The sequence below is a fragment of the Streptomyces sp. CBMA29 genome, assembly GCF_014596445.1.
In the GTDB taxonomy this organism is placed as follows: domain Bacteria; phylum Actinomycetota; class Actinomycetes; order Streptomycetales; family Streptomycetaceae; genus Actinacidiphila.
In genome coordinates this window covers 100749-124879 of record NZ_MECL01000062.1, presented here as the reverse complement: position 1 = coordinate 124879, position 24131 = coordinate 100749, and the positions used below count along the sequence as shown (strand labels likewise).

Sequence of the window (24131 nt, the reverse complement as noted above, 5' to 3'; positions counted from 1 at the left end):
CAGGCCCGCCGTACCGGCGTTGACCGCGCCGATCGCGGACAGCGGGATGGCGGCGATCATCGTGAACCCGGCGAAGCCGTAGCGGGCGAAGCGCGCGCTGGGCTGCGGGGGTCCGATCGGGCGGCGGGCGGCGCGTCCGCTGCGCAGCGGCTCCGCCGCGCGGGCGAGCCTGCGGCGGATCGTCGTCGCGGGCGCCGGACTCGCCGGGCTGAGTGCCGCGACCCGGCTCAGGGAGCGCGGTTTCGACGGGGAGTTGGTGATGGTCGGCGAGGAGCCGCACCGACCGTACAGCCGTCCGCCGCTGTCCAAGCAGTACCTGTCGGGCCGGCTCGCCGAGCAGCAGTTGCCCTTCCGCGCGGACGCGGCGCTGGACGCGCACTGGCTGCTCGACACCCGGATGACGGGGCTGGACCTGGCGAAGTCCGCGATCGAACTGCGCGGCGGGGAGTATCTGCCGTTCGACGGGCTGGTGTTGGCGACCGGTGTGGACGCCAAACGGCTGCCCGAGGCGCCGGTGTTCAGCGACCGGGTCCGAACCGTCCGCACGATCGAGGACGCGGCGGCGATACGGCGGGCGATGCACGCGGCGCGCGCCCGCCGGGTGGTGATCCTCGGCGGCGGCTTCATCGGCTGCGAACTCGCCTGCACCGCGCGGGAGAACGGGATGGACGTGACGCTCGTCGTCCACAGCGCGCCGCTGCTGCGCAGGGTGCTCGGCGCCAGGGTCGGCGCGGTGGTCGGCTCGCTCCAGCGCCGCGCGGGTGTCGACGTACGCCTCGGCACGAAGATCACCGACTGGCAGGACCACGGCGACGGGCTGCGGCTGCGGCTCGACGACGGCTCGGTCCTCGACTGCGACTTCGTGGTGCTCGGTCTCGGCGGCCAGCCGCGTACCGAGTGGCTGCGGGGCAGCGGTCTGGAGATCTCCGACGGCGTGCTCTGCGGGCCGACCTGCCACGCGGTGGACCAGTGGGGCAGGACCACGCCGCATGTGGTGGCGGCCGGGGACGTGGCCCGCTGGCCGAACCCGCGCTTCGACACCGAGCCGCGCCGGATCGAACACCTCATCCACGCCGTGGAGATGGGGCAGCACGCCGCCGACTCGCTGCTGCGCGGCCCCGGGCGCGCGGCGCGCTTCACCCCGGTGCCGCGTTTCTGGTCGGAACAGCACGGCATCCGGATCCAGGCGGTGGGCATCCCCGCGCTCGGCACGGACACCGAGGTCATGGCGGGCTCGATGCGCTCCGACCGTTTCCTCGTCCGCTACTCCCGGCAGACCGCGTACGGTCCGCAGATCGTGGCGGCCGTCGCCTTCGACATGCCGCTGGAACTCCTGCGCTACCGCGACCAGATCGGCCGCACCCTGCCCCATACGCGGGCCGACGGCGGAAGGGGGCGCGGATGAGCCGTCGCGGCGTCAACCGCAGAAGTCGTTCCGGGCTGCTGCTGTCCGGCGGGATGCTGTCGTGGCTGCTCAGCGTCCCCGCCCGCCTGCACCTGCGCTGGCTGATGATCCTGATCGTGATGGCGGCGGCGATGGCGGCGTACGGCAGGGTGCTGATCACCGCGGCGCCGATGCCCCCCAGCAAACCGCCGGGCGTCCGCTCGGGCTCGCCCGCGTCCCCCACCTACTCGATGCCGCCCGCGACCTCCAGTCCCCCGGACGTGCACTGAGTCGGCACCGGCACGGACCGACCCCCGCCGTCCCCGTCAGGACGGCGGGTTGCCCGTCTTGCCCGCGGTGAAGGGGGTGACGACGAACTCGTTGTCGCAGTTGGTGACCTTCCCCGCGAAGACCAGCGACGCCTTGCTGCCCGGCGGGTAGATCCGCAGGCTCGTGGAGGTCGGCAGACAGGTCCCCTGCTGGTTGACGGTGTGGATGGTGTCGCTCGCGGACTCGCCCGGCCGCAGCACCACGGGCTCGTGCGGGAGATTCTGGTACGTGGCCGGGGCGCCGATCTGCTTGCCGTTCGCGTCCAGCAGCGACAGGCCGGGGAAGCCGGTGACATGGCAGACCGTATCGCTGTGGTTGGTGAGCAGCAGGTAGCGGTAGAGGTTGCCCGCGCCCGCGTCGCCGTCGCCGAGGGAGGCGGTGAGCTGCGCGGCCGTGCACAGCGGTGTGGCGGCGGAGTCGGTGCCGGTGCTGGTGCTGGTCGGCGAGGTGGGCGCAGTGGACCCTGACGGCTCGGACGTGACGGTCGTACCGTCGCTCTGGCCCGTGGTGGGCGCGGTCCGCGTCGGGGTGGGCGCGGGCGGCGGTACGACCGGCGGGGTCGTCGGTCCCGGGGCCGTGGTGACGGGCCCGCTGCTGTTGGCCGGTGTGGGGACGACCTCCTGCGAGTCGTCCCTGTTCAGCGCGCCGGCCACGTAGAAGGCACCAGTGATGACGGCGGCGGCGAGCGTGCCGCCGACCATCGCGCGGGAGCGGCGGCGCCTGGCCGCACGGCGGCGGATCAGCTCGAAGGAGCCCGCGGGCGGCGGCAGATAGACCGCCGGGGGGCGCAGCAGCGGTTCCAGCGGGTCGAAGGGCTCCCCGCCGGGACCGTCGTCAGACAGTCCGGTCATGGTGTTCCCCCAGCCTGGCGCGCAGCAGTTCGCGGGCCGCGTGCAGGTCGGCCTTGACCGTGCCCTCGTTCCGGCCGAGCAGCGCGGCCACCTGCTGTACGGGCAGGTCCGCGTAGTAGTACAGCAGTGCCGGGTCGCGCAGTCGCTCCGGGAGGGACTGGACGAGCATGCGCACCGAGGGGTCGCTGCTGTCCTGCTGCTCCTTCACGGCTTCCTCCGTGGTGAATCGGCGCATGGCGCGGCGCTCGCGCTCCAGTCTGCGCCAGTGGTCCCTGACCAGGTTGGCCGCGGTCACATAGAGGTATCCGCTGGGCTCCTCGACCTTGGCCCAGCGCGCCCACAGCCGGGTGAAGGCCTCGGACGCGATCTCGTGCGCGGTCCCGTCGTCGTCCACCAGACGGCGGCACCAGCCCGCCAGGCGCGGGTAGACGGCCTCGAACAGTTCGGCGGCCGCGCGCTCTTGGGACCGGATGGCCGCTCTCCTCACTCGTCGTCCTCGTGGTGATCGTCGTCTGCCCCGGTGGCGCCGGGGCAGACATCCCGGGCCGCCCGGTGCCGCCCGCCCCGCGCCGGTCCCGGATCGGGGCCGGCGCCGGGGACGTACGCGCGGACCGGTTCCGGTCCGTACGCGCGGTCGGCGTCCCGACGGCGGACGGGTGCGGGGTCCGGTTCAGGTTCCCGCTCCCGACGACAGGGACGCGTAGACGATCACGTTGTCCTGATAGCCGCTCCCGGTGATCCGGGAACCGCCACAGGTGATGAGACGCAGAGCGGGGTGGTCGACGTTCCCGTACACGCGGTCCGTCGGAAATCGCGCTTTGGCGACCGTCTGGACGGAGTCGACGATGAAGGCGGCCGTGGCGCCGTCCTTGAGGCCGATCTCGATCCGGTCGCCGGCCGCGAGCTTGGACAGGTGGCGGAAGACGCCGTCGCCGTACTGTCCGACCGTGACGTGGCCGAGGATCACCGAGGGTCCGGTGACGCCGGGCGTCGGCGAGCCGCTGTACCAGCCCGCGGGCGAGTGCGCCTCGATCGGCGGTACGGTCACGGTGCCGTCGGAGTTGAGCCCCAGCGACATCACCGGGGTGTCGACGCCGATGGCCGCGATCCGCAGCCGGACCGGGACCGAGCGCGCCAGCGGTACGGCCCCGGTGGTCGCCGGGGTCGCACCGCCGGACGACGGCGCCGATGTCGCCGCGGGCGCCGAGGCGGACGGCGTCCGCTCCGTCCCGCCCGGGGTGGCCCGAGCGGGCGGATCCGACTGGCAGCCGCTCAGCAGCACCAGTACGGCGGCGGCGAGCACGCACCAGGCCCGTACCGGGACGGAACGGCTGAGGGAGGTGACGGTCGGCAACGGTCAGTCCTGTGTCCGGCCGTGCGACCTGCGGCGCATCCCGGTGACCAGGCCGAGGGCGCCGACGGCCAGCACACCGGCGCCGGCCAGCGCGAGGGTGTCCTTGTCGTGGGTGCCGGAGGAGTGCGCCGTCTCGGCGAGGCCGGTGTCGGGGGCGCCGCTGGGTACGGCGGTGACCTGCGAGCCGGAGCCGGAGGACGTGGTGGTCGGCGTCGGGGTGGGCGCGGAGTTGGAGGGGTTGCCGCTGGTGCCCGCGACGAGCGGGGTGACGGAGAACTGGTTGTCGCAGTTGGTGATCTTCCCCGCGAAGACCAGCGACGCCTTGTTCCCCGGCGGGTAGATCCGCAGGCTCGTGGAGGTCGGCAGACAGGTGCCCTGGTGGTTGATGGTGTGGATGGTGTCGCTCACCTTGCCGCCGGGGCGCAGCACGACCGCCGCGTAGCCGTTGTGCTCGCGGGTGGCGGGCGCGCCTATCTGCTTGCCGCTCGCGTCGAGCAGCGACAGACCGGGGAATCCGGTGAGGTGACAGGTGGTGCCGCTGTGGTTGGTCAGCACCAGGTAGCGGTAGAGGTTCCCCGCTCCGGCGTCCTCACCGCCGAGGGACGCGGTGAGCTGGGAGGTGGCGCACATCGGAGTGCTCGATGTGTCGCTCGCGGGGGCGACGGCGGTCGCCGGGGACGCTCCGAGTACGGCGAAGCTGGCCGCGGTCGAGAACGCGGCGGCGCCGACGGCGAGTGAACTCATGCGCATGTCCGGTCTTCCCTTCTCCCCCCGGCTGCCGCGCTCCGGAACGAGCGTCGGCCGGGCCGTCAGGGGATTCGCAGGGGAGAGACGACGCGGGGCGGGTCCTGGTTGTAAAGAGTTCGCCAAGTCAATCCCCCGCCGGACGGCAGGGCTTCACGACCGGCGGGACTTCATGACCGCCGAGCCCGGCGGCCGGCGAACGGCGATCTGTCGGCCTGGCAGGATCGGTCGCCATGGGAGCGCATCAGTGGAGTACGCACGCGATCACCGTCTCGGCCGACCGCGTCACCAAACGGTTCCTGCCCGCGGCGCACGAGCGCGCCGCGCGCGAGTGGCGGGCGTTGACGCTGCTCGACCGGTACGCGCCGGGGCTGGCGCCGCGGCCGTACTCCCGCGAGATGTCGGCGGACGCGCGCCCCGTGGTCGCGATGTCGCTGCTGCCCGGAGTGCCGCTGCGGGGCGCGCCGCTGGACGGCGAGCGGGTGGCGTGTCTGGCGAAGACGGTGCAGGCCCTGCACGAAGCCCTGCCCGCCGACGTACTCGCCGAGGTGCCGATGCGGCCGGATCGTGAGCCGGTGATCGTCCGGCGGTTGCGGGGTTGGGCGCCACGGGTGCGCGGCCTGGTGGACGCCGAGGTGGACGCCGTCGTCGTCGCCGGGCTGGCGTGGCTGGACGCGTCGGGCCTTGACCGTACGGAACGGCCCGCCGTGTCCGAGGTCTTCGGGCCCGGCGACGGCAATCTCGCCAACTACCTCTGGGACGGCTCCCGCGTGCGGGTCGTGGACTTCGAGGACTCCGGCCGCAGCGACCGGGCGTACGAACTGGCGGAGATCACCGAGCATGTGGCGAGCTGGGTGGAGCACCCGCTGGATGTCCGGGCCTTCCTGGCCCACTTCGAGCTGACGGCGGCGGAGTCGGCCAGGCTGCGGGAGTGCCGACGGCTGATCGCGCTGGTCTGGCTGTTCCTGCTGGCCTTCGAGGACCCGGCCGCGCGGCGCAATCCGCCAGGTACGGTACGGCGGCAGGCGGACCGGATGCTGGCGCTGCTCGGCTGACCGGCGGGGCAGCGGGTCAGAACAGCGGGCGTACGGACGTCCGCACGTGGACGGCGCGTCGCACGCACGCTCACGGCTGCGGCCACTGTCGTCCCTCGCGGGACTCGATGCTGCGGTTGAAGCGGGCGAGCATGTCGCTGAGGAGTTCCACGTCCTGCGGTGACCAGTCGGTGAGGACGCTGTCGATGCCCGCGATGTAGAACTCGCGGTCGGCGGCAAGCCGTTTGGCGCCCTCCTCGGTGATGCGGAGCTTGCGGGCGAGGCCGCCCTCGGGATCGGGAACGCGTTCGGCGAGGCCGGATCTGAGGAGGGCGGCGGTCTGCCGGTTGACCGTCGAGGTGTCGAGCGCGAAGGCGTCGGCGAGCTGCCCGATGGACATCGGGCCCTCGGAGTCGAGCCGCGCGAGCAGCAGATAGGCGGACTTGTCCAGCCGCTCGGCCGAGCTGTCCCGGCGCGTCAGCACATGGTGGCGGGCCACCAGCATCAGTTCCCGCTCCAGCCGCTCCAGCACACCGCCTCCGCGTGACCCATGACGTAGGACGCCTCACGTACGACCCGTGCCGTAGGTGATCCTCGCTTTCCGAGAGTACCCACCACCCGGGCAATGTGCATGACGCACATCCTATGTATCCTGCACATCTCCCTGCCCGCGTCGTCCCCGGCCGCGGCCGGACGACTCCCACCGAAGGCGACGACATGTCCGACTCAGCAAGCGGCACCGGCATACCGGCCGCCGGTCACCCCGCCGGCGCCCCCCGGCCCGCGAGCGGCGCGGTCGTCGCCGTGCTGGCCTTCGCGGGCATCGTGGTCGCACTCATGCAGACGCTGGTCGTCCCGCTGCTGCCCGAACTCCCCGGCCTGCTGCACGCCTCGGCCTCCGACACCTCGTGGGTGATCACCGCGACCCTGCTCGCCGGAGCGGTCGCCACCCCGGTCACCGGACGGCTCGGCGACATGTACGGCAAGCGCCGCGTCCTGCTGCTCAGCCTCGGTCTGCTGGTCGTCGGCTCGCTGGTCTGCGCCTTCACCTCCTCGCTGGTCCCGATGGTGGTGGGCCGGGCGCTCCAGGGCGGCGCGACGGGCGTGATCCCGCTGGGCATCAGCATCATGCGCGACGAACTGCCCGCGGAACGGCTCGGCTCCGCGATGGCGCTGATGAGCTCGTCGCTGGGCATCGGCGGCGCGCTCGGCCTGCCCAGCGCCGCGCTGATCGCGCAGCACGCCGACTGGCACGCGCTGTTCTACACCTCCGCCGGTCTCGGCGTGGCGGCGATGGGCCTGGTCCTGTTCGTCGTGCCGGAGTCCCCGGTACGCACGCCGAGCCGGTTCGACGTGCCGGGCGCGATCGGGCTGTCCGTGGGCCTGGTCTGCCTGCTGCTGGCGATCTCCAAGGGCGGCGACTGGGGCTGGACCTCGGGCACCACGCTGGGACTGCTGGCCGCGGCCGTCGTCGTACTCGTCGGCTGGGGCCTGTTCGAACTGCGCACCACCGCGCCGCTGGTGGACCTGCGCACGACGGCCAGGCCGCAGGTGCTGCTCACCAACATCGCCTCCGTCATGGCCGGTTTCTCGCTCTTCGCGATGTCGCTGGTCCTCCCCCAACTCCTCCAGCTCCCCAAGGACACGGGGTACGGGCTCGGCCGGTCCATGCTCGTGGCCGGTCTGTGCCTGGCCCCGTCCGGGCTGGTGATGATGGCCGTGTCGCCGCTGTCGGCACGGATCTCGGCGGCCCGCGGCCCGCGCGTGTCCCTGATGATCGGCATGGCCGTGGTCGCGGTCGGCTACGGGCTCGGCCTGTTCCTCACCCACGCCGTGTGGCAGGTGGTGGTCGTCGCCGCCGTCATCGGCTGCGGGATCGCCCTCGCCTACGCGGCCATGCCCGCGCTCATCATGGGCGCGGTGCCGCTGGCGGAGACCGCCGCCGCCAACGGGCTCAACACCCTGATGCGGTCCATCGGCACCTCGTCGTCCAGCGCGGTCGTCGGCGTGATCCTCGCCCACATGACCACCTCGTACGGCGGCGCGCCACTGCCCTCGCTCAACGGCTTCCGCGTCGCCTTCGCCATCGCCTGCGGCGCGGCCGTCGCGGCGCTGTTCATCGCCGCGTTCATCCCGGCGCGGCACGTCCGCACCACGGGTGGCGGTACGCCGAAGGTCCCGGTACCGACGCCGGCGGACGAGCCGGTCTGAGCGGTCCTCGGCCGTACGTGGTCCGCAGGTCCCCGAAAGTCCGGTCGTGGCCGTCGCCCCTTCAGGGCTTGCTGATGTCGGCGTTCGGCGACCTCTCTCCGGCTCTCGCTCCCCGCCCCGCCCCGCTCAGCGGAACGCGGAAGGCCCCCGGCGGGTCGCCGGGGGCCTTCGGGCCTACGAGGTCGCTGGTGGGATGCTTACGCGACGGTGCCGGATGCGGAGATGACGACCTTGGCGGAGGGCGTGCCGCTCCGCGAGCCGTTGCCCTCGATCTGCTTGACCAGTTCCTCGCCCTCGACGACCTCGCCGAAGACGACGTGCTTGCCGTCGAGCCAGTCGGTGACCACGGTGGTGACGAAGAACTGCGAGCCGTTGGAGTTCGGCCCGGCGTTCGCCATCGACAGCAGGAACGGGCGGTCGTGCTTGAGCTTGAAGTTCTCGTCCGCGAACTTGTTGCCGTAGATGCTCTTGCCGCCGCGGCCGTCGCCGCTGGTGAAGTCGCCGCCCTGGAGCATGAAGGACGGGATGATCCGGTGGAACGCCGAGCCCGCGTAGCCGAAGCCGTGCTCGCCGGTGGCCAGCTCACGGAAGTTCCGCGCCGTCTCGGGCACGACGTCGTCGAAGAGACGGAAGACGATCCGACCGGCCGGAGCGCCGTCAATGGAGATGTCGAAGTACACGTTGTCCATGGGCACCATCCTTGCATCCCCAGCGGCCGGCGCCGCGACCAGAGCGGCCCAACGCGGCAGATCCGCAGGTCACAGCTATACCGGAGGCCGTCCCGCACCTCTGGGGGCGCCCGTGCGCCCCCAGAAGGCCGACTGGGTCAACCCCGTCTTCTTGCCCGTCCGACCGGCGGCAAACTGCGCGGGGCCGAACTGTGGCGGATGCGTTTCGGTCATGGCACGTCGGCAAGACGCCCCGTTGACGACAGACCCGGGAAAAACGTCCGCAGGTGTCACCGCGAGCCGCGGCCGACCTCCCCCGACCGTCGCCGTCCGTTGCCACCCGATGTCGAATTCCTGGAGACCAGATGGCCGCTGACAGGCCGCCGCCGGGTGGTGGGCATCGCTCCACGCAAACGCCCCCCACCGGTATGCGAGCGCTTCGGGCCCCCTTCACGGCCGCCGCCGTACGCGATCTGGTGCGGGAGACCGTGGCGGCCGACTCCGAGCCGTGCGATCCCAGGGCCATGGGCGACGCGGTGCTCGCCACCTCGGAACTCGCCACCAACGCCATCGTGCACGGCGGCGGTATCACCCACTGCCAGGCCCGCCTCGTACCACTCGGCGTCGAGGTGAGCATCGACGACCTGAGCCCCGCGCTCCCCCGCCTCACCGAACGCCCGCCGGGCACCGAAGCCCCTTACGTGGGCGGCGGATTCGGCTGGCGCCTGATCCAGCAGCTCGCCCTGCGGGTGACCGTCACCCCGCACGACCCCGCGCCCGACGGCACACCGCGCGGCAAGCGGATCACCCTCGTCCTGCCGCTGTACTGATCCCGGCGCGCAACGGGCCTACGCGTCCGGCGCCCAACGGACCTACGCGTCCGGCGCGCCGCGCACGAACCGCCGCAAGTGTGCGCGGACGGCGCCGGGTGCCTCCAGCCACGGCTCGTGCCCGGCGCCCTCGATCCGGGTCAACGGAAGGGCGAGCCGGAGCGCGAGCGCTTCGAGTGCCGCCACCGGGCGGGGATCGTCCGCCCCTGCGAGGAGTTCCGCCCGCCCGGGCAGGCACACGCGCAGCTCGGAGAGGTGATCGTCCAGCGGGTCCGCGCGGCCTTCCGCGCCGAGTTCGCCGTTCATGGCCCAGTTGACCGGGCGTCGCCGCAGAGCGTCCCGCGCCGCCCACCGCCGCCCCCGTACGAGGTCGGCGTGGTCGGTGAACCAGGCCAGTGTCAGCAGCTCCACCTCCTGCTCCTCCGTGCGCCGCGGCAGCTCTTCCAGCTCGCCGCGCCGCCGGTCCTGCGCCGGCGACATACGACGCGCCCGCTCGGCCCGGTACCCGGTGCGCCAGTCACCGACGAACGGCCCGCACATCAGCAGCGCCGCGGCCACCCGGTCGGGGTGCTCCAGGCAGAACCGGCTCGCCAGATCGGCGCCGTAGGAGTGCCCGATCAGCACGGTCTTGGGTACGCCCCACGTGTCGAGCAGTTCGGCGAGGTCGGCGACGTGCCGGGCGAGGGTGTGGCGGCCCTGCCACGGCGAGTGACCGGTGCCCCGCTGGTCGTACCGGTACACCCGCGCCAGATCCGCCACCATGGCGGCCACCTCGCCCAGATAGTCCGGCAGCCCCGGACCGCCGTGGAGCATCACCACGGGCGGACGCCGCGTGGTGTCCCCCAGCGCCGTCCACCGCAGCCGCGCCCGGTCCGTCATCGGTGCCAGGCCCCGCGTCTCGATCAAGGTCACGACGCAGAAGCTACCGGTGTCCCTGACGGTTCGCCGCAGGGTCAAAGAACGGTGCCGCCCGCCAGGACACTTGACCTTGACCAAAGGTGAAGGTCGACAGTGCCGGTGGCGACCAGCCGACGAGCGGAGCACACCGGACTCCGCCGGGAACCGGACGAGAGGACCCACCCCCATGGACGACGACGCCCTCGTGGCGGAACAGATGGCGTACTACCGGGCGCAGGCGACCGCGTACGACCGGCCCTACGCGCAGTACCAGGAGCTGCGGGACCTGCTGGAGGTGGTAGACGAACTCCCGATCGCCGGGGACGTGCTGGAGCTGGCCTGCGGGACGGGCCAGTGGACCCCGAGGCTCGCCGCGCGGGCGCGGTCGGTGACGGCGGTCGACGCGGCGGCCGAGGTGCTGGCCATCGCCCGTACCCGTACCGCGTCCTCCACCGTCCGGTTCGTCGAGGCCGACGTGTTCGCGTGGCAGCCGCCGCGCCGCTACGACACGGTCTTCTTCGCCTTCTGGCTCTCCCACGTCCCGCCCGCGGCCGTCAGTACCGCATCGTCAAGGTGTTCCACGACGCCCGGACGCTCACCGACGACCTCACCGCGCTGAAGTGGTCGGTCGGCGTCCGTACCAGGGCCGGGTTCCTCGTCGGCGTCGCGGAACCGCCGCCCGGTGCGGGCTCCGCACCGACGGCGTAAACGGCGTGACCGGAGATCGGGCGGGCGCGAGACTGGTCGCATGACCGCAACGGATGCCAAGACCGATCTGCACTTCTACCTCCAGTCCGCCCGCGACGCCCTGCTGTGGAAGCTGGAAGGGCTCTCGGAGTACGAAGTGCGCCGCCCGATGACGCCGACCGGCACGAATCTGCTGGGGCTGGTGAAGCATGTGGCCAGCGTGGAGTTCGGCTACCTCGGCGACACCTTCGGGCGGCCGTCGGGCGAGACCTTGCCCTGGCTCGACGCCGGGGCCGAGGCGAACGCGGACATGTGGGCCGCCGCGGACGAGTCGCGCGCGTACGTCGTGGGCCTCTACCACCGGGCGTGGACGCAGGCGGACGCGACGATCGACGCGTTGGCCCTGGACACGACCGGCCGGGTGCCGTGGTGGCCCGACGGCCGGGACGAGGTGACGTTGCATCACGCCGTGGTGCGGGTGATCTCCGATACCCACCGGCACGCGGGACACGCGGACATCCTGCGCGAACTCACCGACGGCGCCGTGGGCATGAACAAGAACAACGGCAGCCTGCCGCCGGGCGACGCGGCCTGGTGGGAGAGCCACCGTGATCGCCTTGAGCGGGCGGCCCGGGAGGCCGACGCGTGAGGACATAGGCGTGAGGTCGTAGGCGTGAGGTCGTAGGCGTGAGGACATAGGCGTGAGGTCGTAGGGCCGTCGTTCACCGACCGCCCGGCGTGCCGGCACGCGCGCGGGGCCTCAGTCGGCCGTGACCGCCTCCGGCAGGTCCGCGGGGCGGTCGCGGATTCCCAGGCGCAGGTGCTCGACGTGGTAAAGGGCCTGGTCGTCGCGGCGCTCGGCGCCGCCGCCACCGTCGCCGCCCTCGCCCGCATGACCGACCTCCCCCCGGTCCTGCTGACCGGCGACAACGTACGGGCCGCCCGGCAGTTGGCCGCCGGGGTCGGCATCACCGACGTACGCGCCGGCCTGCTGCCGCAGGACAAGGCAGCGGCCGTACGCGCGGGGGAGGCGCGCGGTCGCGAGGTGCTGGTCGTCGGCGACGGCGTCAACGACGCGCCCGCGCTGGCGGCCGCACACACCGGCGTCGCCATGGGCAGGGCCGGGTCCGACCTCGCGCTGGAGACCGCCGACGCCGTCGTGATCCGCGACGAGTTGGCCACCGTCCCGGCCGTCGTGAAGCTCTCGCGCGCCGCCCACCGTTTGGTGATCCAGAATCTGACGATCGCCGCGGTGTTCATCGCCGCCCTGGCCGTCTGGGACCTGACCGCGACTCTCCCGCTCCCGCTCGGGGTCGCGGGCCACGAGGGCTCCACTCTCGTCGTCGCTCTCAACGGCTTCCGGCTGCTGCGCGAAACCGCCTGGACCCGGCCGGGAAACGGCCCGCTGTCAGCGCGCCTGCGCTGCCGACAACGGGTGTGTTAGCGTCGCTCGCCCACTTCACAGAGCGATCAGCGCGGGGGCGTCATGAAGCTTCTCCTCACCGACTCCGGCGTCAAGAACGCCAGCATTCTGGCGGCGCTCCTCGATCTCCTGGGCAAACCGATCGCCGAGGCCAGCGCCCTGTGCATTCCCACCGCGGGGTACGGGGGCCCGTACGGGGATCCGGGCGGGCCGTGGCGTTTCATCAGCGGACAGTCCGTTCACCCGATGACCGGGTTGGGATGGAAGTCGGTCGGCGTACTGGAGCTCACGGCGCTGCCCGGCATCGACAAGGAGCGGTGGGTCTCCTGGGTCCGAGAGGCGGACGTCCTGCTGGTGAACGGCGGCGACGCGCTCTATCTGTCCCACTGGATGCGGGAGTCCGGGCTGGCCGACCTTCTGCCTTCCCTGCACGACACGGTCTATGTGGGGCTCAGCGCCGGGAGCATGGTGCTGACTCCGCGCGTCGGGGAGCACTTCGTCGCCTGGCAGCCGCCCACTGGTGACGACCGCGCCCTGGGAATCGTCGACTTCTCTCTTTTCCCGCACCTCGACAGTCCGGGCTGTCCCGAGAACACCATGGCCGAGGCGGAGCGGTGGGCCGCCGCGATCAAGGCCCCGGCGTACGCCATCGACGACCAGACCGCCATCAAGGTCACCGACGACGGTGTCGACATCGTGTCCGAGGGGAACTGGAAGCTGTTCAACGCGGCGCCGTGACCTGGCGGTCGGGGCCCGAGGCCCTTCGGCAAGGTTGACTCCCGCACCGCCGGGCCATCGTCGGCGCCCGCCTGGTCACCTGCCCAGGCGTCGGCCACGACCTCCCCGCCGCGCCGTGGACCGACATCGCCCGCCAGGCCGGCAAACTGGCCGTCCGTCAGGTGCGGCCGAACGGTGCGGCTGAACGGTGCGGACGTGTTCAGCGGGCCGCTGGGTGCGTGACAGCCGGTCGACGCAGGGCAGGGTCCTGGTCGACCGTGAGCACGATCTTGCCCTGAAGATGCCCGCGGGCGGCCCGTTCGTGCGCCGCCCGCGCCCGGCCGAGCGGGAAGGTGCTGTCGACGGCGACGCGTACCGTGCCCGCCTCCAGCAGGCGTCCCAGTTCGGCGAGTTGCGCGCCGTTCGAGCGGACCTGGGCGGTCGAGACCGTGACGCCGAGCGCCGCGGTCTCCTCGGCGTCGAAGTCCCCGGGAAGCACGGGGAATTGGGCGCCGCCGCGCTTGAGGGTGCGCAGGAACCGCCTGCTGTCGGGGCCGCCGACGGCGTCGAGTACGAGGTCGACGTCGTGCACCAGCTCCTCGGGGCGGCTCTTGGTGTAGTCGAGGAACCGGTCGGCGCCGAGCTCGCGCAGGAACGACTCGTGCGCGCCGGACGCCACGGCGGTGACATGCGCGCCCTTCCACTTCGCCAACTGCACGGCGAAGTGCCCCACGCCGCCCGCGGCGCCGTTGACCAGCACCGTGCTGTCGGCGTCGAGCGCCGTCGGGCGGTGGCGCGCCGCCTGGAAGGGCGAGGGGTGGTCGTGTCCTGCCTCGATGAGGAACTGCCACGCGGTGAGCCCGGCCATGGGCGCCCCGGCGGCGTGCACGTGGTCGATGCCGGACGGCTTGCGCGCGAGGTCCGACGCGGGCGCGGCCACGTACTCGGCGTAGGCGCTGCCGTGGAAGCCGGGGAAGCGCAAGAGGCCGAAGACCTCGTCGCCCACGGCGAGGTCGTCCCCGGTGAGGTCGTACACGGTGAGGTCGTACACGGCGAGGTCGTCCACGTCCGGGGCGACGGCCTCGACGACACCCGACACGTCCGTCCCCGGAATGGCGGGCAGCCTGACGGTCGACTCCGGCTCCCCCGGCACCGTGGTCAGCCCGCCGCGCAGGTACCAGTCCGGAGGATTGACGCCCACCGCGTGGACGCGGACGAGCACCTCGCCCGGTCCCGGCTCGGGAATCGGCACCCGGTCCTCACGCAGTACCTCGGGGCCTCCGTGCTCGTGCAGCCGGATCGCCCGCATCGTGTCTGACAGCGTCCCTGTACTTATCTCTGTCCGCATCGTCGCCTCCTGCCCCCACCGGGGGATACGCTGAACGGATCAGTGGTCCACCTATCCGAATCACTGATCCGAATATATGGACCACTGATCCGGATAGTCAAGAGGGACCCATGCGCGCCGACGCCAGGAAGAACCGCGACCACCTGCTCGACATCGCGGGCGCGGTCATCGCCGAGCACGGTGTCGACGTCTCGCTGCGCGACATCGCCCGCAGGTCCGACATGGGCCTGGCGACCCTGCTCCGGCACTTCCCGACCCGCGAGGCCCTGCTCGAAGCCCTGCTCCATACGAGCTTCGGCGAATTGACGGCGCGGGCGGCCGAGTCGGAGACACTGGGGTCGCCAGAAGACGCCCTCGTCTCGTGGCTGCGCGACTGCGTCGCCTGGACGACCGAGTACCGGGGTGTGACCGTCCTGATGGCCGCCGCCATCGAGGACACCGAATCCGCGCTCCACGCCTCGTGCGTCACCCTGCGCGCGGCCGGTGCGCGGCTCCTCACCCGCGCCCAGGCCGCGGGCGTGGCACGCGACGACATCGACGGCGCCGACCTGTTCGCACTCGTCGCCATGCTCGCCTGGCTCGGCGACCAGCCCTCCCTCGCCCCCCGCGCCGACCGCCTCTTCGACGTGATCGCGAGCGCGATCCTCACGAACGCGGACAGCGGCGGCACCGGCCGGGAACCGCGCCCTCGGGTCCTCAACTGAATCCGTCGCGCCGGGGGGCGGTGGCGGGGCAGGCAGTGGGCGCGTAAGGACCGGCCTCGTCTCCTGGCGGTACGTGACGGAGACCGGTCCCTTCGATGTCATGCGTTCGGCGGGGGCTCCGCACCGAGGGCCCAGCGCGACAGCAGCCGGGCGAGTCGCTCGGGGCGCTCCTCGTGGAGGTAGTGGCCGCAGCCCTGGAACACCTCGACGCGGGAGCGCGGACCTGGCAGGGCGCGGCGGGCCCAGGCAGCCCTGGCGAGGCCGGTCATGACGGTCAGTACGGGTTGGGTCAGGGTGGCGAGCTTCGCCTCGGCGGCGGGCAGGGAGCCGAACGCGCCGGGAGCCAGATACATCGCGTCCCGTGCCGCGAGGAGGACCCCGGGGTCCATGGCGGCCATCACGCGGCGGTGGCGCGCCCTGACCTCCGGCGGCGTGCCGCGGGTGTGCGCGCCTTCGGCGAAGCGGGCCGCCCATCCGCTGCCCTCCGCGCGCAACTGCTCCTGTTCGCCGGGGATCCGCCGCATCTCCGCGCGGTCCGCGCCATAGGCAGGGTCCAGCGCCGCCAGGGCCGCGACGGCCGGTGGACGGTCGGCGGCGAGGGCGACGACGACCTGGGCGCCCATGGAGTGGCCGACGGCGATCACCGGCGGAGCGTCCAGCCGGACCAGCAGCGCCGACAGATCGGCGGCGAAGTCGGCGGGAGCGTAGCCGTCCGCAGGGGCGGACGATCTCCCGTGGCCCCGCAGATCCGCGGTGATCACCCGGTGGTCGGGGGTGAGCCCGCTCGCGGCCCGCCGCCACTCGGTGCTGTCACCGCCCCAGCCGTGCACGAGGAGGAACGTCCCCGCTGACGTACGGGGACCGGTGTCGGTGAAGTGCAGGCGCGATGCCGGAAGGTCCAGGTCAGGCATGGGCGGTCATCGGCCGAGCTCCAAGTCCAAGTCCAGGTCCAGGTCCGGGTCCCGGTCCAACTCCCGGTCCAGCGGCACGGCGCTCATCGGATCGGCGCTCATCGGATCGGCACCAGATGCAGCAGCACGGCGCTCCCCGGTCGCGGCAGGCCGACGGTCAGGACTCCGCTCTCCGCGTCCCAGCGGGCCTCCGCGTCACCGGCGGCGTCGAAGACGCGGGTCACCACGGCGTCGTGGCCGCGCAGTTCGGGGAAGGGCAGCTCGCGGCGGTGTTCGTCGCTGTCGCGGCGGAAGACCACGACGCGGTGGCCGTCCGCGCAGTCCAGGGCGAGGGCGGCCCACGGATCGCGCCAGCCAGGCAGCCCGAGCGGCCAGCGCGGCACCGCGGTCCGCAGCCGCGCCCGGTAGCTCTTGTACGCGTCCACGGCCGCGCGGACGAGCGCCAGTTGGGCCGGGGAGAGCCGGTCGACGCGCCCGCTGAGGTGTACGCGGCCGAGGAGCGCGGGGACGAGGGCCAGACCGGTCTCGTCCACACCGAACTCGGCTTGCGGGTAGGCCCACATCGCGCCCTGCTCGGGCAGGACGGCGGCCGGGGCGGCCACCGCGATGGGCGGCAGATTGCGGTGGTCCTGCTGGTCGGTGAGCGAGTGGATCGGCAGCCGGGCGAGCGTGGCGTAGTCGCTGCGGCTGCCGCCCGCCGCGCAGCTCTCGATGATCAGGCCCGGGTGCCGGTCGAGCACTGCGTCCAGCCAGTCGAGCAGCGCCCGGTTGTGGCCGAGCAGACCGGCGCCGGGGATGTCTCCGGTCCCGGGACCGATGTCGATGTTGTAGTCGAGCTTCAGGTAGCCGAGCCCGTAGTCGGCGACGACCCGGTCCACGACCCGGTCCAGGTGCGAACGGGCCGCCGGGTGGCGCAGGTCCAACTGGTAGCGGCCCCATTGGGCCACCCGTTCACCGTCGCGGCGGAAGAACGCCTCGTCGGGCAGGGTGCGCGCCAACGGGCTGCGGACGCCGACGACTTCGGGCTCCAGCCACAGCCCCGGCACCATTCCGAGCGCGCGGATGCGGTCGGTGACCTCCTTGAGGCCGCCGGGGAAGCGGACGGCGGACTCCTCCCACTCACCGACGGCGTCCCACCAGCCGTCGGAGTCGGCGTACCAGCCCGCGTCGACGCAGTAGTACTCGGCGCCCGCCCGCGCGGCGGCTTCGGCGAGCGGCAGGATCGCCGCCGTACTCGGGTCCGACATCAGGCAGTTGTTGAAGTCGTTGAAGACCACGGGCAGCAGGTCGTGGTCGGGGTGCGGGCGCAGCAGGGCCCGGCGGTAGCGAGTCATGGCCGCGACGGCGGCCTCGAAGCCGCCGCCGGGGACGACGGCGACGGCGGCCGGGACGCCCGTAAAGGACTCGCCCGGCTGGAGCCGAGCCCGCCAGGCGTGTTCGCGGTCCGTCGGTCCCGAGAGCGCCAGGTAGACGTCGTCGTAGCGGTCGCCGAACTCCGCGTGCCACGCGCCATTGTGCTCGATCTGCCACATCAGGGCCCGGCCGGTCTCGGCGTCCGTGACGCAGCCCATGGGCTGGTGCTCGGCGGTGGACCACGCGCCCGTGCTGGTGACGGCGACGCGGTTCTTGGAGCCGGTCTGGTCGTAGCGGACCATGCCGACGTCGTAGAGGCCGCGCTGCGCCAACGTGGCCTCGGACCAGCGGAATTCGCCGCTCCAGGGGTTGGCCGCCAGATGCAGCCGCAGGCCCTCCTCCCAGTGGCCGCGCACACGGGCGGCGAGGCCGGAGAACACGAAGGAGGAGAGGTACTCCACCGTCACCGCCTCCCGGCCCGCGGTGACCTCCGCCCAGCAGCGCAGTACGGGCAGGCCGCCGTGCAGCCGCAGCCGGGCGGTGACGCGCAGTCCGGTCGCCGGGTCCGCGGATTCCACGACGAGTTCCCGCCAGTCGGCGTCCGCCCGCTCCTTGTGGCCGGCGTACCGCAGCCGGGCGGCGGCGGTGCCGTCCACATGGCGCTTGCCCGACGTACCGGTCCGGCCCGTGCCGATCGTCTCCAGTTCGACCAGCGGCAGTGCGGCCCTGCCGGGCGGGCGCGGCGCGTCGCCCGGCAGTTCGAGGTCGAGCAGCCGTACGGGGCCGTCGTCGTCCCAGCCGAGCAGGACGGTCAATTCGCTGGTGCCCCAGCGCAGTTCGGTGGTCACGATGAGATCTCCGGGCATTCGGTGGTACGTGGTCGGGGTGGAGCGGCCGGCGCGGCGTGAGCGGCGTGCGGGGGTGCTCAGCGGGTCGAGCGGCGGGTCAGCGAGGCGGGTCGAGCGGGGGGTCAGCGAGGCGGGTCGAGGCGGGCGGCGGTGCCCCCGGCGGGCGGGGCCGTGCTGCCGCGCACCACCAGGTGGGTGGAGAGTTCGATGTGCGAGGACTCCGGGAGGTCGCCCGCCATGGTCCGGACGAGCAGCCGCAGCGCGGCGGCGGCCATGTCGGACAGCGGCTGGCGCACCGTGGTCAGTGCGGGGGTGGCCCAGCGCGACTCCGGCAGGTCGTCGAAGCCGACCACGCTGATGTCGTCGGGTATCCGCAGTCCGCGCTCGGCGACGGCCTGGTAGGCGCCGAGCGCCATCGCGTCCGAGCAGACGAAGACGGCGGTCGGCGGCTCGGGGAGGTCGAGCAGTTCGAGGGTCCGCAGCCGCGCCTCGGCGATGTCGAAGTGGGCGAACCGCTCGTACTCGGGGCGGTACGGCAGCCCGGTCTCGGCCAGCGCCGACCGGTGGCCGGCCATCCTGGCCCCGGCGCACAGCTGGTTCGGGCCGCTGCCGATCACCGCGATGCGCCGGTGGCCGAGCGCGAGCAGGTGCTGTGTGGCGGACAGACCGCCCTGCCAGTTGGCCGCGCCGACCGTCAGCACGTCCGGCGGCGGGTCCGCCACCGGATCGATCATCACGAAGGGGATGCCGCGCCGGTCGAGCCAGGAGTATTCCGCGGCGGTGAGTTCGGCGAGGTTGAACAGCACGCCCGCCGAGCCGCGTGCCGCGAGCCGGTCGAGCCAGCGGCTCTCGGGCCCAGCCGCGGTCGTCCGGCCGGAGCCGGTCCGCACCACCACTTCGAGACCGGCCTCCTCGGCCGCGGCCTCGACTCCGTGCAGCACCGCGCCCGACCACGAGCTCTCCAGGGAGTGCAGCACGACGTCCACCTGCGACGGGTGGTACGCCCTCGTGGCGGACCGGGGTCTGCGGACATAGCCGAGCCGGTCCAGGGCCTCGGTCACGCGGCGCCGGGTGTCGGGCGCGACGTCGTCACGGCCGTTCACCACTTTGGAGACCGTCGGTACGGACACCCGGGCCGCTCGGGCCACGATCGCCAGTGTGGGTCCGGCGAGGCTGTCGGTGCGCGTCATCGAGTACCCCTCATCCCTGCCTCATCCCTGCCTCATCGCGGGTCGTCGAATGTTTCGGAACTGAGGTTTCACCGTCAGGCATTGACCATTTTGGCAACCGGTTTCTACATTAGAGCCGCGCCACGATGACGTGAAGACCTAGGAGTTCACCACATGAGCCGGCCACGAAGATGTGTCGATCCAGCTACCGGTCTCTGTCCGGTCGCGGAGTCAGAGAAAGGACCTGTATGACCTCGGGCCGGATTCACAACCCCGTGCTGCCCGGCTTCCATCCGGACCCCTCGATCGTGCGGGTCGGGGCGGAGTACTTCCTGGCGACGTCGAGCTTCGAGTGGTTCCCGGGCGTGCCCGTGCACCGCTCGACCGACCTGGTGGGCTGGACACCGGCGGGGCATCTGCTGGACCGCGCCGACCTGCTCGACCTGCGCGGCGTGGCGGACTCCGCGGGTGTGTGGGCGCCCTCGCTCTCGTACCACGACGGCCTGTTCTGGCTGGTCTACGGCGTCGTACGGACGGTGGGCTCCCCGTTCAAGGACGTCGACAACCTCCTGATCACCGCCCCCTCGATCGAGGGTCCGTGGTCGGAGCCGGTCTTCCTCAACTCCTCCGGCTTCGACGCCTCGCTCTTCCACGACGACGACGGCCGCAGGTGGCTGGTGAACCTCCAGTGGGACCACCGCGAGGGCCGGCCCTCCTTCGCCGGGATCGTGCTCCAGGAGTACGACCACGGGAGGCGGTCGCTGACCGGAGAGCCGGTGATCGTGCTCAGGAACGACGAACTCATCGAGGGCCCCAACCTCTACCGGCGCGGCGGCTGGTACTACCTGATGGTCGCCGAGGGCGGCACGGGCTGGAACCACGGCATCCTGATGTGCCGCTCCCGCTCGCTGACCGGTCCGTACGAACTCGACCCGCTGGGCTCATTGTTGACCACCCGCGACGCGCCGCGGTCGCCGCTGCTCAAGGCCGGTCACGGCGAGCTCGTGGAGACTCCCGACGGCGAGTGGTACCTGGCGCACCTGGCGTCCCGGCCGGTCGACACCCCGCAGGGGCCCCGTTGCGTCACCGGCCGCGAGACCTGCCTCCAGGCGGTGCGGTGGACCGACGACGGCTGGCTGCGGCTCGCCCACGGGGACAACCGGCCGCGGGTGGAGGTGCCCGCGCCCGCCGCCGCAGGCGACGCGAAGCCCAGGGCGCCCCGGGGCCGCGACGACTTCGACTCCCCCGCCTTGAGCCCGAGTTGGAGCACCTTGCGGGTGCCCGTCGACGACTCCTGGCTCAGCCTGACGGAGCGTCCCGGCTGGCTTCGGCTGCGCGGCAGGCAGAGTCTCCACTCGCTGTTCGACCAGAGCCTGGTCGCCAGACCGCTCACCTCGGTGCGGTGCGAGGCCACGACGGTGCTGGACTTCCGGCCCTCGCACTTCTCCCAACTCGCGGGCCTGATCTGCTGGTACGACACCACCACCCACTACTACCTGCGCGTCACGCACGCCGAGGGACGCGGCAGGGTGCTGGGCGTCGCCATCACCGACGACGGGCACTACAGCGAACCGGCCGACAGCGAGATCGAGGTGGACGACTGGCCGCTGATCCACCTGCGGGCCCGCTTCGACCGGGCCGAACTGCGCCTCTCCGCCTCGCCGGACGGGACCGCCTGGCAGCCGGTGGGGCCGCCGCTCGACGCGAGCAAGCTCTCCGACGACTACGGTAACCGGCTCCGCTTCACCGGCGCGTTCGTCGGGGTGTGCGCACAGGACGTGGGCGGCGCCCGCGCGCGGGCGGATTTCGACTGGTTCGAGCTCCGCGAATAGCAACCGGTCTCTATCCACCTCTGTCCGTCTCTGTCCGTCTCGGTCCGTCTCCACCCGTTGAGGTGATCCGCCCGCGTCCTGGAGGATCACCTCGCGCCTCGCGCCGTTCGCATCGCTCGCCCCTTCGCGCCGCTCACGCCCCTCGCACGTCCCGCCCCCCTCCTGCTCACCGAAAGGCCCACCCGGATGACCCAGTTGCCCACGGCCCGCTTCACCCTCGACCCCGCTTTCGGAATCGGCACGGTGAATCCGCGGCTGTACGGATCGTTCGTCGAGCACCTCGGCCGCTGTGTCTACGACGGGCTCTACGAGCCGGGACACCCCGAGGCCGACGAGGCCGGGCTGCGCCGCGACGTCCTCGCGCTCATCAGGGAACTCGGCGTCACCACCGTGCGCTACCCGGGCGGCAACTTCGTGTCGGGCCACCGCTGGGAGGACGGCGTCGGCCCGGCCGAACAGCGCCCGGCGCGGCTGGAGTTGGCCTGGCACTCGCTGGAGACCAACCGCTTCGGCCTCGGCGAGTTCATCGACTTCTGCCGCAAGACCGACATCGAGCCGATGCTCGCCGTCAACCTCGGCACCCGTGGCGTGGAGGACGCCGTGCGGCTGCTGGAGTACGCCAACCACCCCGGCGGCACCGAGCTGTCCGACCTGCGGATCGCCCACGGCGCCGAGCAGCCGTACGGCATCCGCATGTGGTGTCTGGGCAACGAGATGGACGGCCCCTGGCAGATCGGCCACAAGAAGCCCGGGGAGTACGCCCGGCTGGCCCGCGAGACGGCGAGCGCCATGAAGATGGCGGACCCCGACCTCGAACTCGTCGCCTGCGGCTCGTCCGGATTCGGGATGCCGACCCTCGGCACGTGGGAGGCCACCGTCCTCGGCGAGTGCTATGAGCTGGTGGACCATGTCTCCCTGCACTCGTACTACGGACTGGCCGACGGCGACACCGACCTCGACTCCTTCCTCGCCAGCGGTGAGGACATGGAGCGGTACATCGCGGCGGTGACCGCCACGTGCGACCACGTCGGCGCCACCCTGAAGTCGCGCAAGACGATCATGCTCTCCTACGACGAGTGGAACGTCTGGCACACCGACCGCTCACCGATGGCGCCCGCGCCCGAGGACGGATTCCCCTACGCGCCAAGGCTGTTGGAGAACAGCTACACGCTCGCCGACGCGGTGCTGACCGGGTCGCTGCTGATCGCGATGCTGCGGCACGCCGACCGGGTCACCGCCGCCTCCCTGGCCCAACTGGTCAATGTGATCGCGCCGATCATGACCGAGCCGGGCGGCCCCGCGTGGCGGCAGACGAGCTTCTACCCCTTCGCCCAGGCGTCGGCGTACGGACGCGGTCGTGTCCTGCGGGTGGCGGCGGACAGTCCCCGTCACAGCACCGGGCGCTTCGGCGAGGTCGACCTGCTGCACGCCACCGCCGTCACCGACGACGACACCGGCTCGGTCACCGTCTTCGCCGTCAACCGGAGCAGGACCGCCGGTCTGCCGCTCGACGTCGAACTGCGCGGCTTCGAGGCGTTGACCGTCGTGGAACACCTCGTCCTGGACGGCGACGACCCCGACGCCCGCAACACCCTGCGCGACCCCGAGCGCGTCACCCCCCGTACCGTCACGGGAACGGCCGTCACCGGCGGCGCACTGCGCGCCGACCTCACGCCGCTGTCGTGGAATGTGATCCGCCTCCGGCGCGCCGGGAGCCGGTGAGGGACCGCGCCGCGGACCGGTGGTGGCCGACGACCCCGCACCCCAGCGCCCGTCAGTCCCGAACAGGAGAAACACCACGTGAAGCCCCCGCCCTACCGTGCCGCCGACGACCGCTACAGCGACGGCGCCCAGTACCAGCGCTGTGGCCGCAGCGGCGTGCTGCTGCCGAAGGTCTCCCTCGGTCTGTGGCACCGCTTCGGCGACACCACGCCGCTGGAGTCGCAGCGTGACGTGCTGCGGCGCGCGTTCGACCTCGGCGTCACGCACTTCGACCTCGCCAACAACTACGGCCCGCCGTACGGCGCCGCCGAGGCCAACTTCGGCACCCTCTTCGCCCAGGACTTCCGGCCCTACCGCGACGAGCTGGTCATCTCCACCAAGGCGGGCTACGACATGTGGCCGGGACCGTACGGGGAATGGGGCTCCCGCAAACACCTGCTGTCCTCCCTCGACCAGTCCCTGTCCCGCATGGGCCTGGACCACGTCGACATCTTCTACTCCCACCGCTTCGACCCCGACACACCCCTCGAAGAGACGATGGGCGCGCTGGCGACCGCCGTCCAACAGGGCAAGGCCCTCTACGTGGGTCTGTCCAACTACGCTCCCGAGGACATGACCCGCGCCGCCGAGCTGTTGCGGGATCTGCGCACGCCGCTGCTGATCAACCAGCACGCGTACAACGTCCTCGACCGCACGATCGAGGAGAACGGCCTGATCGCCGCCTCCACGGCGGCCGGGGCCGGGGTCATCGCCTTCTCGCCGCTGGCCCAGGGCCAGTTGACGGACCGTTATCTCGAAGGCGTTCCCGCCGACTCCCGGGCGGCCATCGGGCACTTCCTCAAGCGGGAGGCACTGACCGAGGAGAAGATCGCCCTGCTGCACCGGCTCAACGCCTTCGCGCGCGACCGGGGCCAGACGCTCGCGCAACTGGCACTCGCCTGGGTCCTGCGCGACGAGCGCGTCACCTCCGTGCTCATCGGGGCGAGCAGCGTGACCCAACTGGACCAGAATCTTGGCGCCCTGGACGCCCCGCCGTTCGACGCGGCCGAACTCGCCGCGCTGGACGCCCTGGTGGGCTGACGTCCGCCGCCGTCGGGCGTACGCGCCGACCGCG

At 72.4% G+C, this 24131-nt stretch carries 23 protein-coding genes and 2 pseudogenes; 13 read left to right on the top strand and 12 right to left on the bottom strand.

Annotated elements, in window-relative coordinates; translation table 11 throughout:
- Window positions 1-309, bottom strand: a pseudogene (locus tag BGM09_RS09520) (hypothetical protein); the annotation flags it as partial.
- Between BGM09_RS09520 and BGM09_RS09515 the strand changes: the two are divergent.
- Together BGM09_RS09515 and BGM09_RS09510 are read left to right on the top strand one after the other, a co-directional pair.
- A complete protein-coding gene (locus BGM09_RS09515) occupies window positions 209-1405 on the top strand; it encodes an NAD(P)/FAD-dependent oxidoreductase (RefSeq protein WP_223186568.1) in 1197 nt (398 codons plus the stop codon). The pseudogene BGM09_RS09520 and the gene BGM09_RS09515 overlap by 101 nt on opposite strands.
- The gene (locus BGM09_RS09510; protein ID WP_188281026.1) at window positions 1402-1674 is read left to right on the top strand and encodes a hypothetical protein; all 273 of its coding nucleotides are present in this window, start codon (window positions 1402-1404) and stop codon (window positions 1672-1674) included. Before BGM09_RS09515 ends, BGM09_RS09510 begins: the two co-directional genes overlap by 4 nt.
- Before the next feature lie 36 nt (window positions 1675-1710).
- Here BGM09_RS09510 and BGM09_RS09505 read toward each other — a convergent pair whose 3' ends face one another.
- The 4 genes from BGM09_RS09505 to BGM09_RS09490 form a co-directional block, all read right to left on the bottom strand.
- Window positions 1711-2565: a DUF4232 domain-containing protein gene (locus BGM09_RS09505; protein ID WP_188281025.1), complete on the bottom strand. Its 855-nt coding sequence runs from the start codon at window positions 2563-2565 to the stop codon at window positions 1711-1713.
- Window positions 2549-3052, bottom strand: a complete 504-nt coding sequence (locus tag BGM09_RS09500) for an RNA polymerase sigma factor (RefSeq protein ID WP_317452611.1) — start codon at window positions 3050-3052, stop codon at window positions 2549-2551. The genes BGM09_RS09505 and BGM09_RS09500 overlap by 17 nt, the downstream gene beginning before the upstream one ends.
- Window positions 3053-3235: 183 nt before the next feature.
- A complete protein-coding gene (locus BGM09_RS09495) occupies window positions 3236-3919 on the bottom strand; it encodes a class F sortase (protein ID WP_223186549.1) in 684 nt (227 codons plus the stop codon).
- Window positions 3920-3922: 3 nt separating this feature from the next.
- Complete coding sequence (locus tag BGM09_RS09490) at window positions 3923-4663, bottom strand: DUF4232 domain-containing protein (protein WP_223186548.1); 741 nt, start codon at window positions 4661-4663, stop codon at window positions 3923-3925.
- Between the two features lie 233 nt (window positions 4664-4896).
- Here BGM09_RS09490 and BGM09_RS09485 point away from each other — a divergent pair, with 233 nt between their 5' ends.
- Window positions 4897-5718, top strand: a complete 822-nt coding sequence (locus BGM09_RS09485) for a phosphotransferase family protein (RefSeq protein ID WP_188281023.1) — start codon at window positions 4897-4899, stop codon at window positions 5716-5718.
- A 70-nt stretch (window positions 5719-5788) separates the two neighbouring features.
- On the opposite strand, the gene BGM09_RS09480 is transcribed toward BGM09_RS09485, so the two are convergent.
- A complete protein-coding gene (locus BGM09_RS09480; protein ID WP_223186566.1) occupies window positions 5789-6226 on the bottom strand; it encodes a MarR family winged helix-turn-helix transcriptional regulator in 438 nt (145 codons plus the stop codon).
- A gap of 188 nt (window positions 6227-6414) precedes the next feature.
- On the opposite strand from BGM09_RS09480, the gene BGM09_RS09475 reads away from it, so the two are divergent.
- On the top strand, window positions 6415-7908 hold the full coding sequence (locus tag BGM09_RS09475) for an MFS transporter (RefSeq protein ID WP_188281022.1): 1494 nt from the start codon (window positions 6415-6417) through the stop codon (window positions 7906-7908).
- 197 nt (window positions 7909-8105) lie between these two features.
- Here BGM09_RS09475 and BGM09_RS09470 read toward each other — a convergent pair whose 3' ends face one another.
- Window positions 8106-8597: a peptidylprolyl isomerase gene (locus BGM09_RS09470; protein WP_188281021.1), complete on the bottom strand. Its 492-nt coding sequence runs from the start codon at window positions 8595-8597 to the stop codon at window positions 8106-8108.
- A 407-nt stretch (window positions 8598-9004) separates the two neighbouring features.
- Here BGM09_RS09470 and BGM09_RS09465 point away from each other — a divergent pair, with 407 nt between their 5' ends.
- Window positions 9005-9406, top strand: a complete 402-nt coding sequence (locus BGM09_RS09465) for an ATP-binding protein (protein ID WP_188281020.1) — start codon at window positions 9005-9007, stop codon at window positions 9404-9406.
- A 42-nt stretch (window positions 9407-9448) separates the two neighbouring features.
- On the opposite strand, the gene BGM09_RS09460 is transcribed toward BGM09_RS09465, so the two are convergent.
- The gene (locus BGM09_RS09460) at window positions 9449-10318 is read right to left on the bottom strand and encodes an alpha/beta hydrolase (RefSeq protein ID WP_317452610.1); all 870 of its coding nucleotides are present in this window, start codon (window positions 10316-10318) and stop codon (window positions 9449-9451) included.
- Between the two features lie 172 nt (window positions 10319-10490).
- Between BGM09_RS09460 and BGM09_RS09455 the strand changes: the two genes are divergently transcribed.
- The 4 genes and pseudogenes from BGM09_RS09455 (at window position 10491) to BGM09_RS09440 (ending at window position 13151) form a co-directional block, all read left to right on the top strand.
- Entirely contained in the window at window positions 10491-10922 is a 432-nt protein-coding gene (locus tag BGM09_RS09455) for a class I SAM-dependent methyltransferase (RefSeq protein WP_223186547.1), read from the top strand.
- 129 nt (window positions 10923-11051) lie between these two features.
- Window positions 11052-11639: a DinB family protein gene (locus BGM09_RS09450; RefSeq protein WP_188281019.1), complete on the top strand. Its 588-nt coding sequence runs from the start codon at window positions 11052-11054 to the stop codon at window positions 11637-11639.
- Window positions 11640-11849: 210 nt separating this feature from the next.
- A pseudogene (locus tag BGM09_RS09445) lies at window positions 11850-12434 on the top strand (HAD-IC family P-type ATPase); the annotation flags it as partial.
- 42 nt (window positions 12435-12476) lie between these two features.
- Window positions 12477-13151, top strand: coding sequence for a Type 1 glutamine amidotransferase-like domain-containing protein (locus tag BGM09_RS09440; RefSeq protein ID WP_188281017.1), 675 nt, complete (start codon window positions 12477-12479; stop codon window positions 13149-13151).
- 199 nt (window positions 13152-13350) lie between these two features.
- Here BGM09_RS09440 and BGM09_RS09435 read toward each other — a convergent pair whose 3' ends face one another.
- Window positions 13351-14439: an NADP-dependent oxidoreductase gene (locus tag BGM09_RS09435; protein WP_188281041.1), complete on the bottom strand. Its 1089-nt coding sequence runs from the start codon at window positions 14437-14439 to the stop codon at window positions 13351-13353.
- A 149-nt stretch (window positions 14440-14588) separates the two neighbouring features.
- Between BGM09_RS09435 and BGM09_RS09430 the strand changes: the two genes are divergently transcribed.
- Entirely contained in the window at window positions 14589-15182 is a 594-nt protein-coding gene (locus tag BGM09_RS09430; RefSeq protein ID WP_188281016.1) for a TetR/AcrR family transcriptional regulator, read from the top strand.
- Between the two features lie 98 nt (window positions 15183-15280).
- Here BGM09_RS09430 and BGM09_RS09425 read toward each other — a convergent pair whose 3' ends face one another.
- The 3 genes from BGM09_RS09425 to BGM09_RS09415 form a co-directional block, all read right to left on the bottom strand.
- Window positions 15281-16093: an alpha/beta fold hydrolase gene (locus tag BGM09_RS09425; protein WP_188281015.1), complete on the bottom strand. Its 813-nt coding sequence runs from the start codon at window positions 16091-16093 to the stop codon at window positions 15281-15283.
- Window positions 16094-16191: 98 nt separating this feature from the next.
- A complete protein-coding gene (locus BGM09_RS09420) occupies window positions 16192-18312 on the bottom strand; it encodes an alpha-galactosidase (RefSeq protein WP_188281014.1) in 2121 nt (706 codons plus the stop codon).
- 104 nt (window positions 18313-18416) lie between these two features.
- Window positions 18417-19484 carry a LacI family DNA-binding transcriptional regulator gene (locus BGM09_RS09415; protein WP_188281013.1) on the bottom strand — a complete coding sequence of 356 codons (1068 nt, stop codon included), beginning with the start codon at window positions 19482-19484 and terminating at the stop codon, window positions 18417-18419.
- A 227-nt stretch (window positions 19485-19711) separates the two neighbouring features.
- Here BGM09_RS09415 and BGM09_RS09410 point away from each other — a divergent pair, with 227 nt between their 5' ends.
- From BGM09_RS09410 to BGM09_RS09400, 3 genes are all read left to right on the top strand, one after another.
- Window positions 19712-21295 (top strand): glycoside hydrolase family 43 protein, encoded by a 1584-nt coding sequence (locus tag BGM09_RS09410; protein ID WP_188281012.1) that lies wholly within the window; start codon window positions 19712-19714, stop codon window positions 21293-21295.
- 186 nt (window positions 21296-21481) lie between these two features.
- Window positions 21482-23017: an alpha-N-arabinofuranosidase gene (locus tag BGM09_RS09405; RefSeq protein ID WP_188281011.1), complete on the top strand. Its 1536-nt coding sequence runs from the start codon at window positions 21482-21484 to the stop codon at window positions 23015-23017.
- Window positions 23018-23095: 78 nt separating this feature from the next.
- On the top strand, window positions 23096-24097 hold the full coding sequence (locus BGM09_RS09400) for an aldo/keto reductase (protein ID WP_188281010.1): 1002 nt from the start codon (window positions 23096-23098) through the stop codon (window positions 24095-24097).
- The last annotated feature ends 34 nt before the right edge of the window (window positions 24098-24131 follow it).

Bases quoted from the DNA above. Each gene is read 5' to 3' on its own strand.
- BGM09_RS09510 (WP_188281026.1), top strand. From the start codon at position 1,402: ATGAGCCGTCGCGGCGTCAACCGCAGAAGTCGTTCCGGGCTGCTGCTG.
- BGM09_RS09505 (WP_188281025.1), bottom strand. From the start codon at position 2,565: ATGACCGGACTGTCTGACGACGGTCCCGGCGGGGAGCCCTTCGACCCG.
- BGM09_RS09490 (WP_223186548.1), bottom strand. From the start codon at position 4,663: ATGAGTTCACTCGCCGTCGGCGCCGCCGCGTTCTCGACCGCGGCCAGC.
- BGM09_RS09485 (WP_188281023.1), top strand. From the start codon at position 4,897: ATGGGAGCGCATCAGTGGAGTACGCACGCGATCACCGTCTCGGCCGAC.
- BGM09_RS09475 (WP_188281022.1), top strand. From the start codon at position 6,415: ATGTCCGACTCAGCAAGCGGCACCGGCATACCGGCCGCCGGTCACCCC.
- BGM09_RS09470 (WP_188281021.1), bottom strand. From the start codon at position 8,597: ATGGACAACGTGTACTTCGACATCTCCATTGACGGCGCTCCGGCCGGT.
- BGM09_RS09465 (WP_188281020.1), top strand. From the start codon at position 9,005: ATGCGAGCGCTTCGGGCCCCCTTCACGGCCGCCGCCGTACGCGATCTG.
- BGM09_RS09455 (WP_223186547.1), top strand. From the start codon at position 10,491: ATGGACGACGACGCCCTCGTGGCGGAACAGATGGCGTACTACCGGGCG.
- BGM09_RS09450 (WP_188281019.1), top strand. From the start codon at position 11,052: ATGACCGCAACGGATGCCAAGACCGATCTGCACTTCTACCTCCAGTCC.
- BGM09_RS09440 (WP_188281017.1), top strand. From the start codon at position 12,477: ATGAAGCTTCTCCTCACCGACTCCGGCGTCAAGAACGCCAGCATTCTG.
- BGM09_RS09435 (WP_188281041.1), bottom strand. From the start codon at position 14,439: ATGCGGGCGATCCGGCTGCACGAGCACGGAGGCCCCGAGGTACTGCGT.
- BGM09_RS09430 (WP_188281016.1), top strand. From the start codon at position 14,589: ATGCGCGCCGACGCCAGGAAGAACCGCGACCACCTGCTCGACATCGCG.
- BGM09_RS09425 (WP_188281015.1), bottom strand. From the start codon at position 16,093: ATGCCTGACCTGGACCTTCCGGCATCGCGCCTGCACTTCACCGACACC.
- BGM09_RS09420 (WP_188281014.1), bottom strand. From the start codon at position 18,312: ATGCCCGGAGATCTCATCGTGACCACCGAACTGCGCTGGGGCACCAGC.
- BGM09_RS09415 (WP_188281013.1), bottom strand. From the start codon at position 19,484: ATGACGCGCACCGACAGCCTCGCCGGACCCACACTGGCGATCGTGGCC.
- BGM09_RS09410 (WP_188281012.1), top strand. From the start codon at position 19,712: ATGACCTCGGGCCGGATTCACAACCCCGTGCTGCCCGGCTTCCATCCG.
- BGM09_RS09405 (WP_188281011.1), top strand. From the start codon at position 21,482: ATGACCCAGTTGCCCACGGCCCGCTTCACCCTCGACCCCGCTTTCGGA.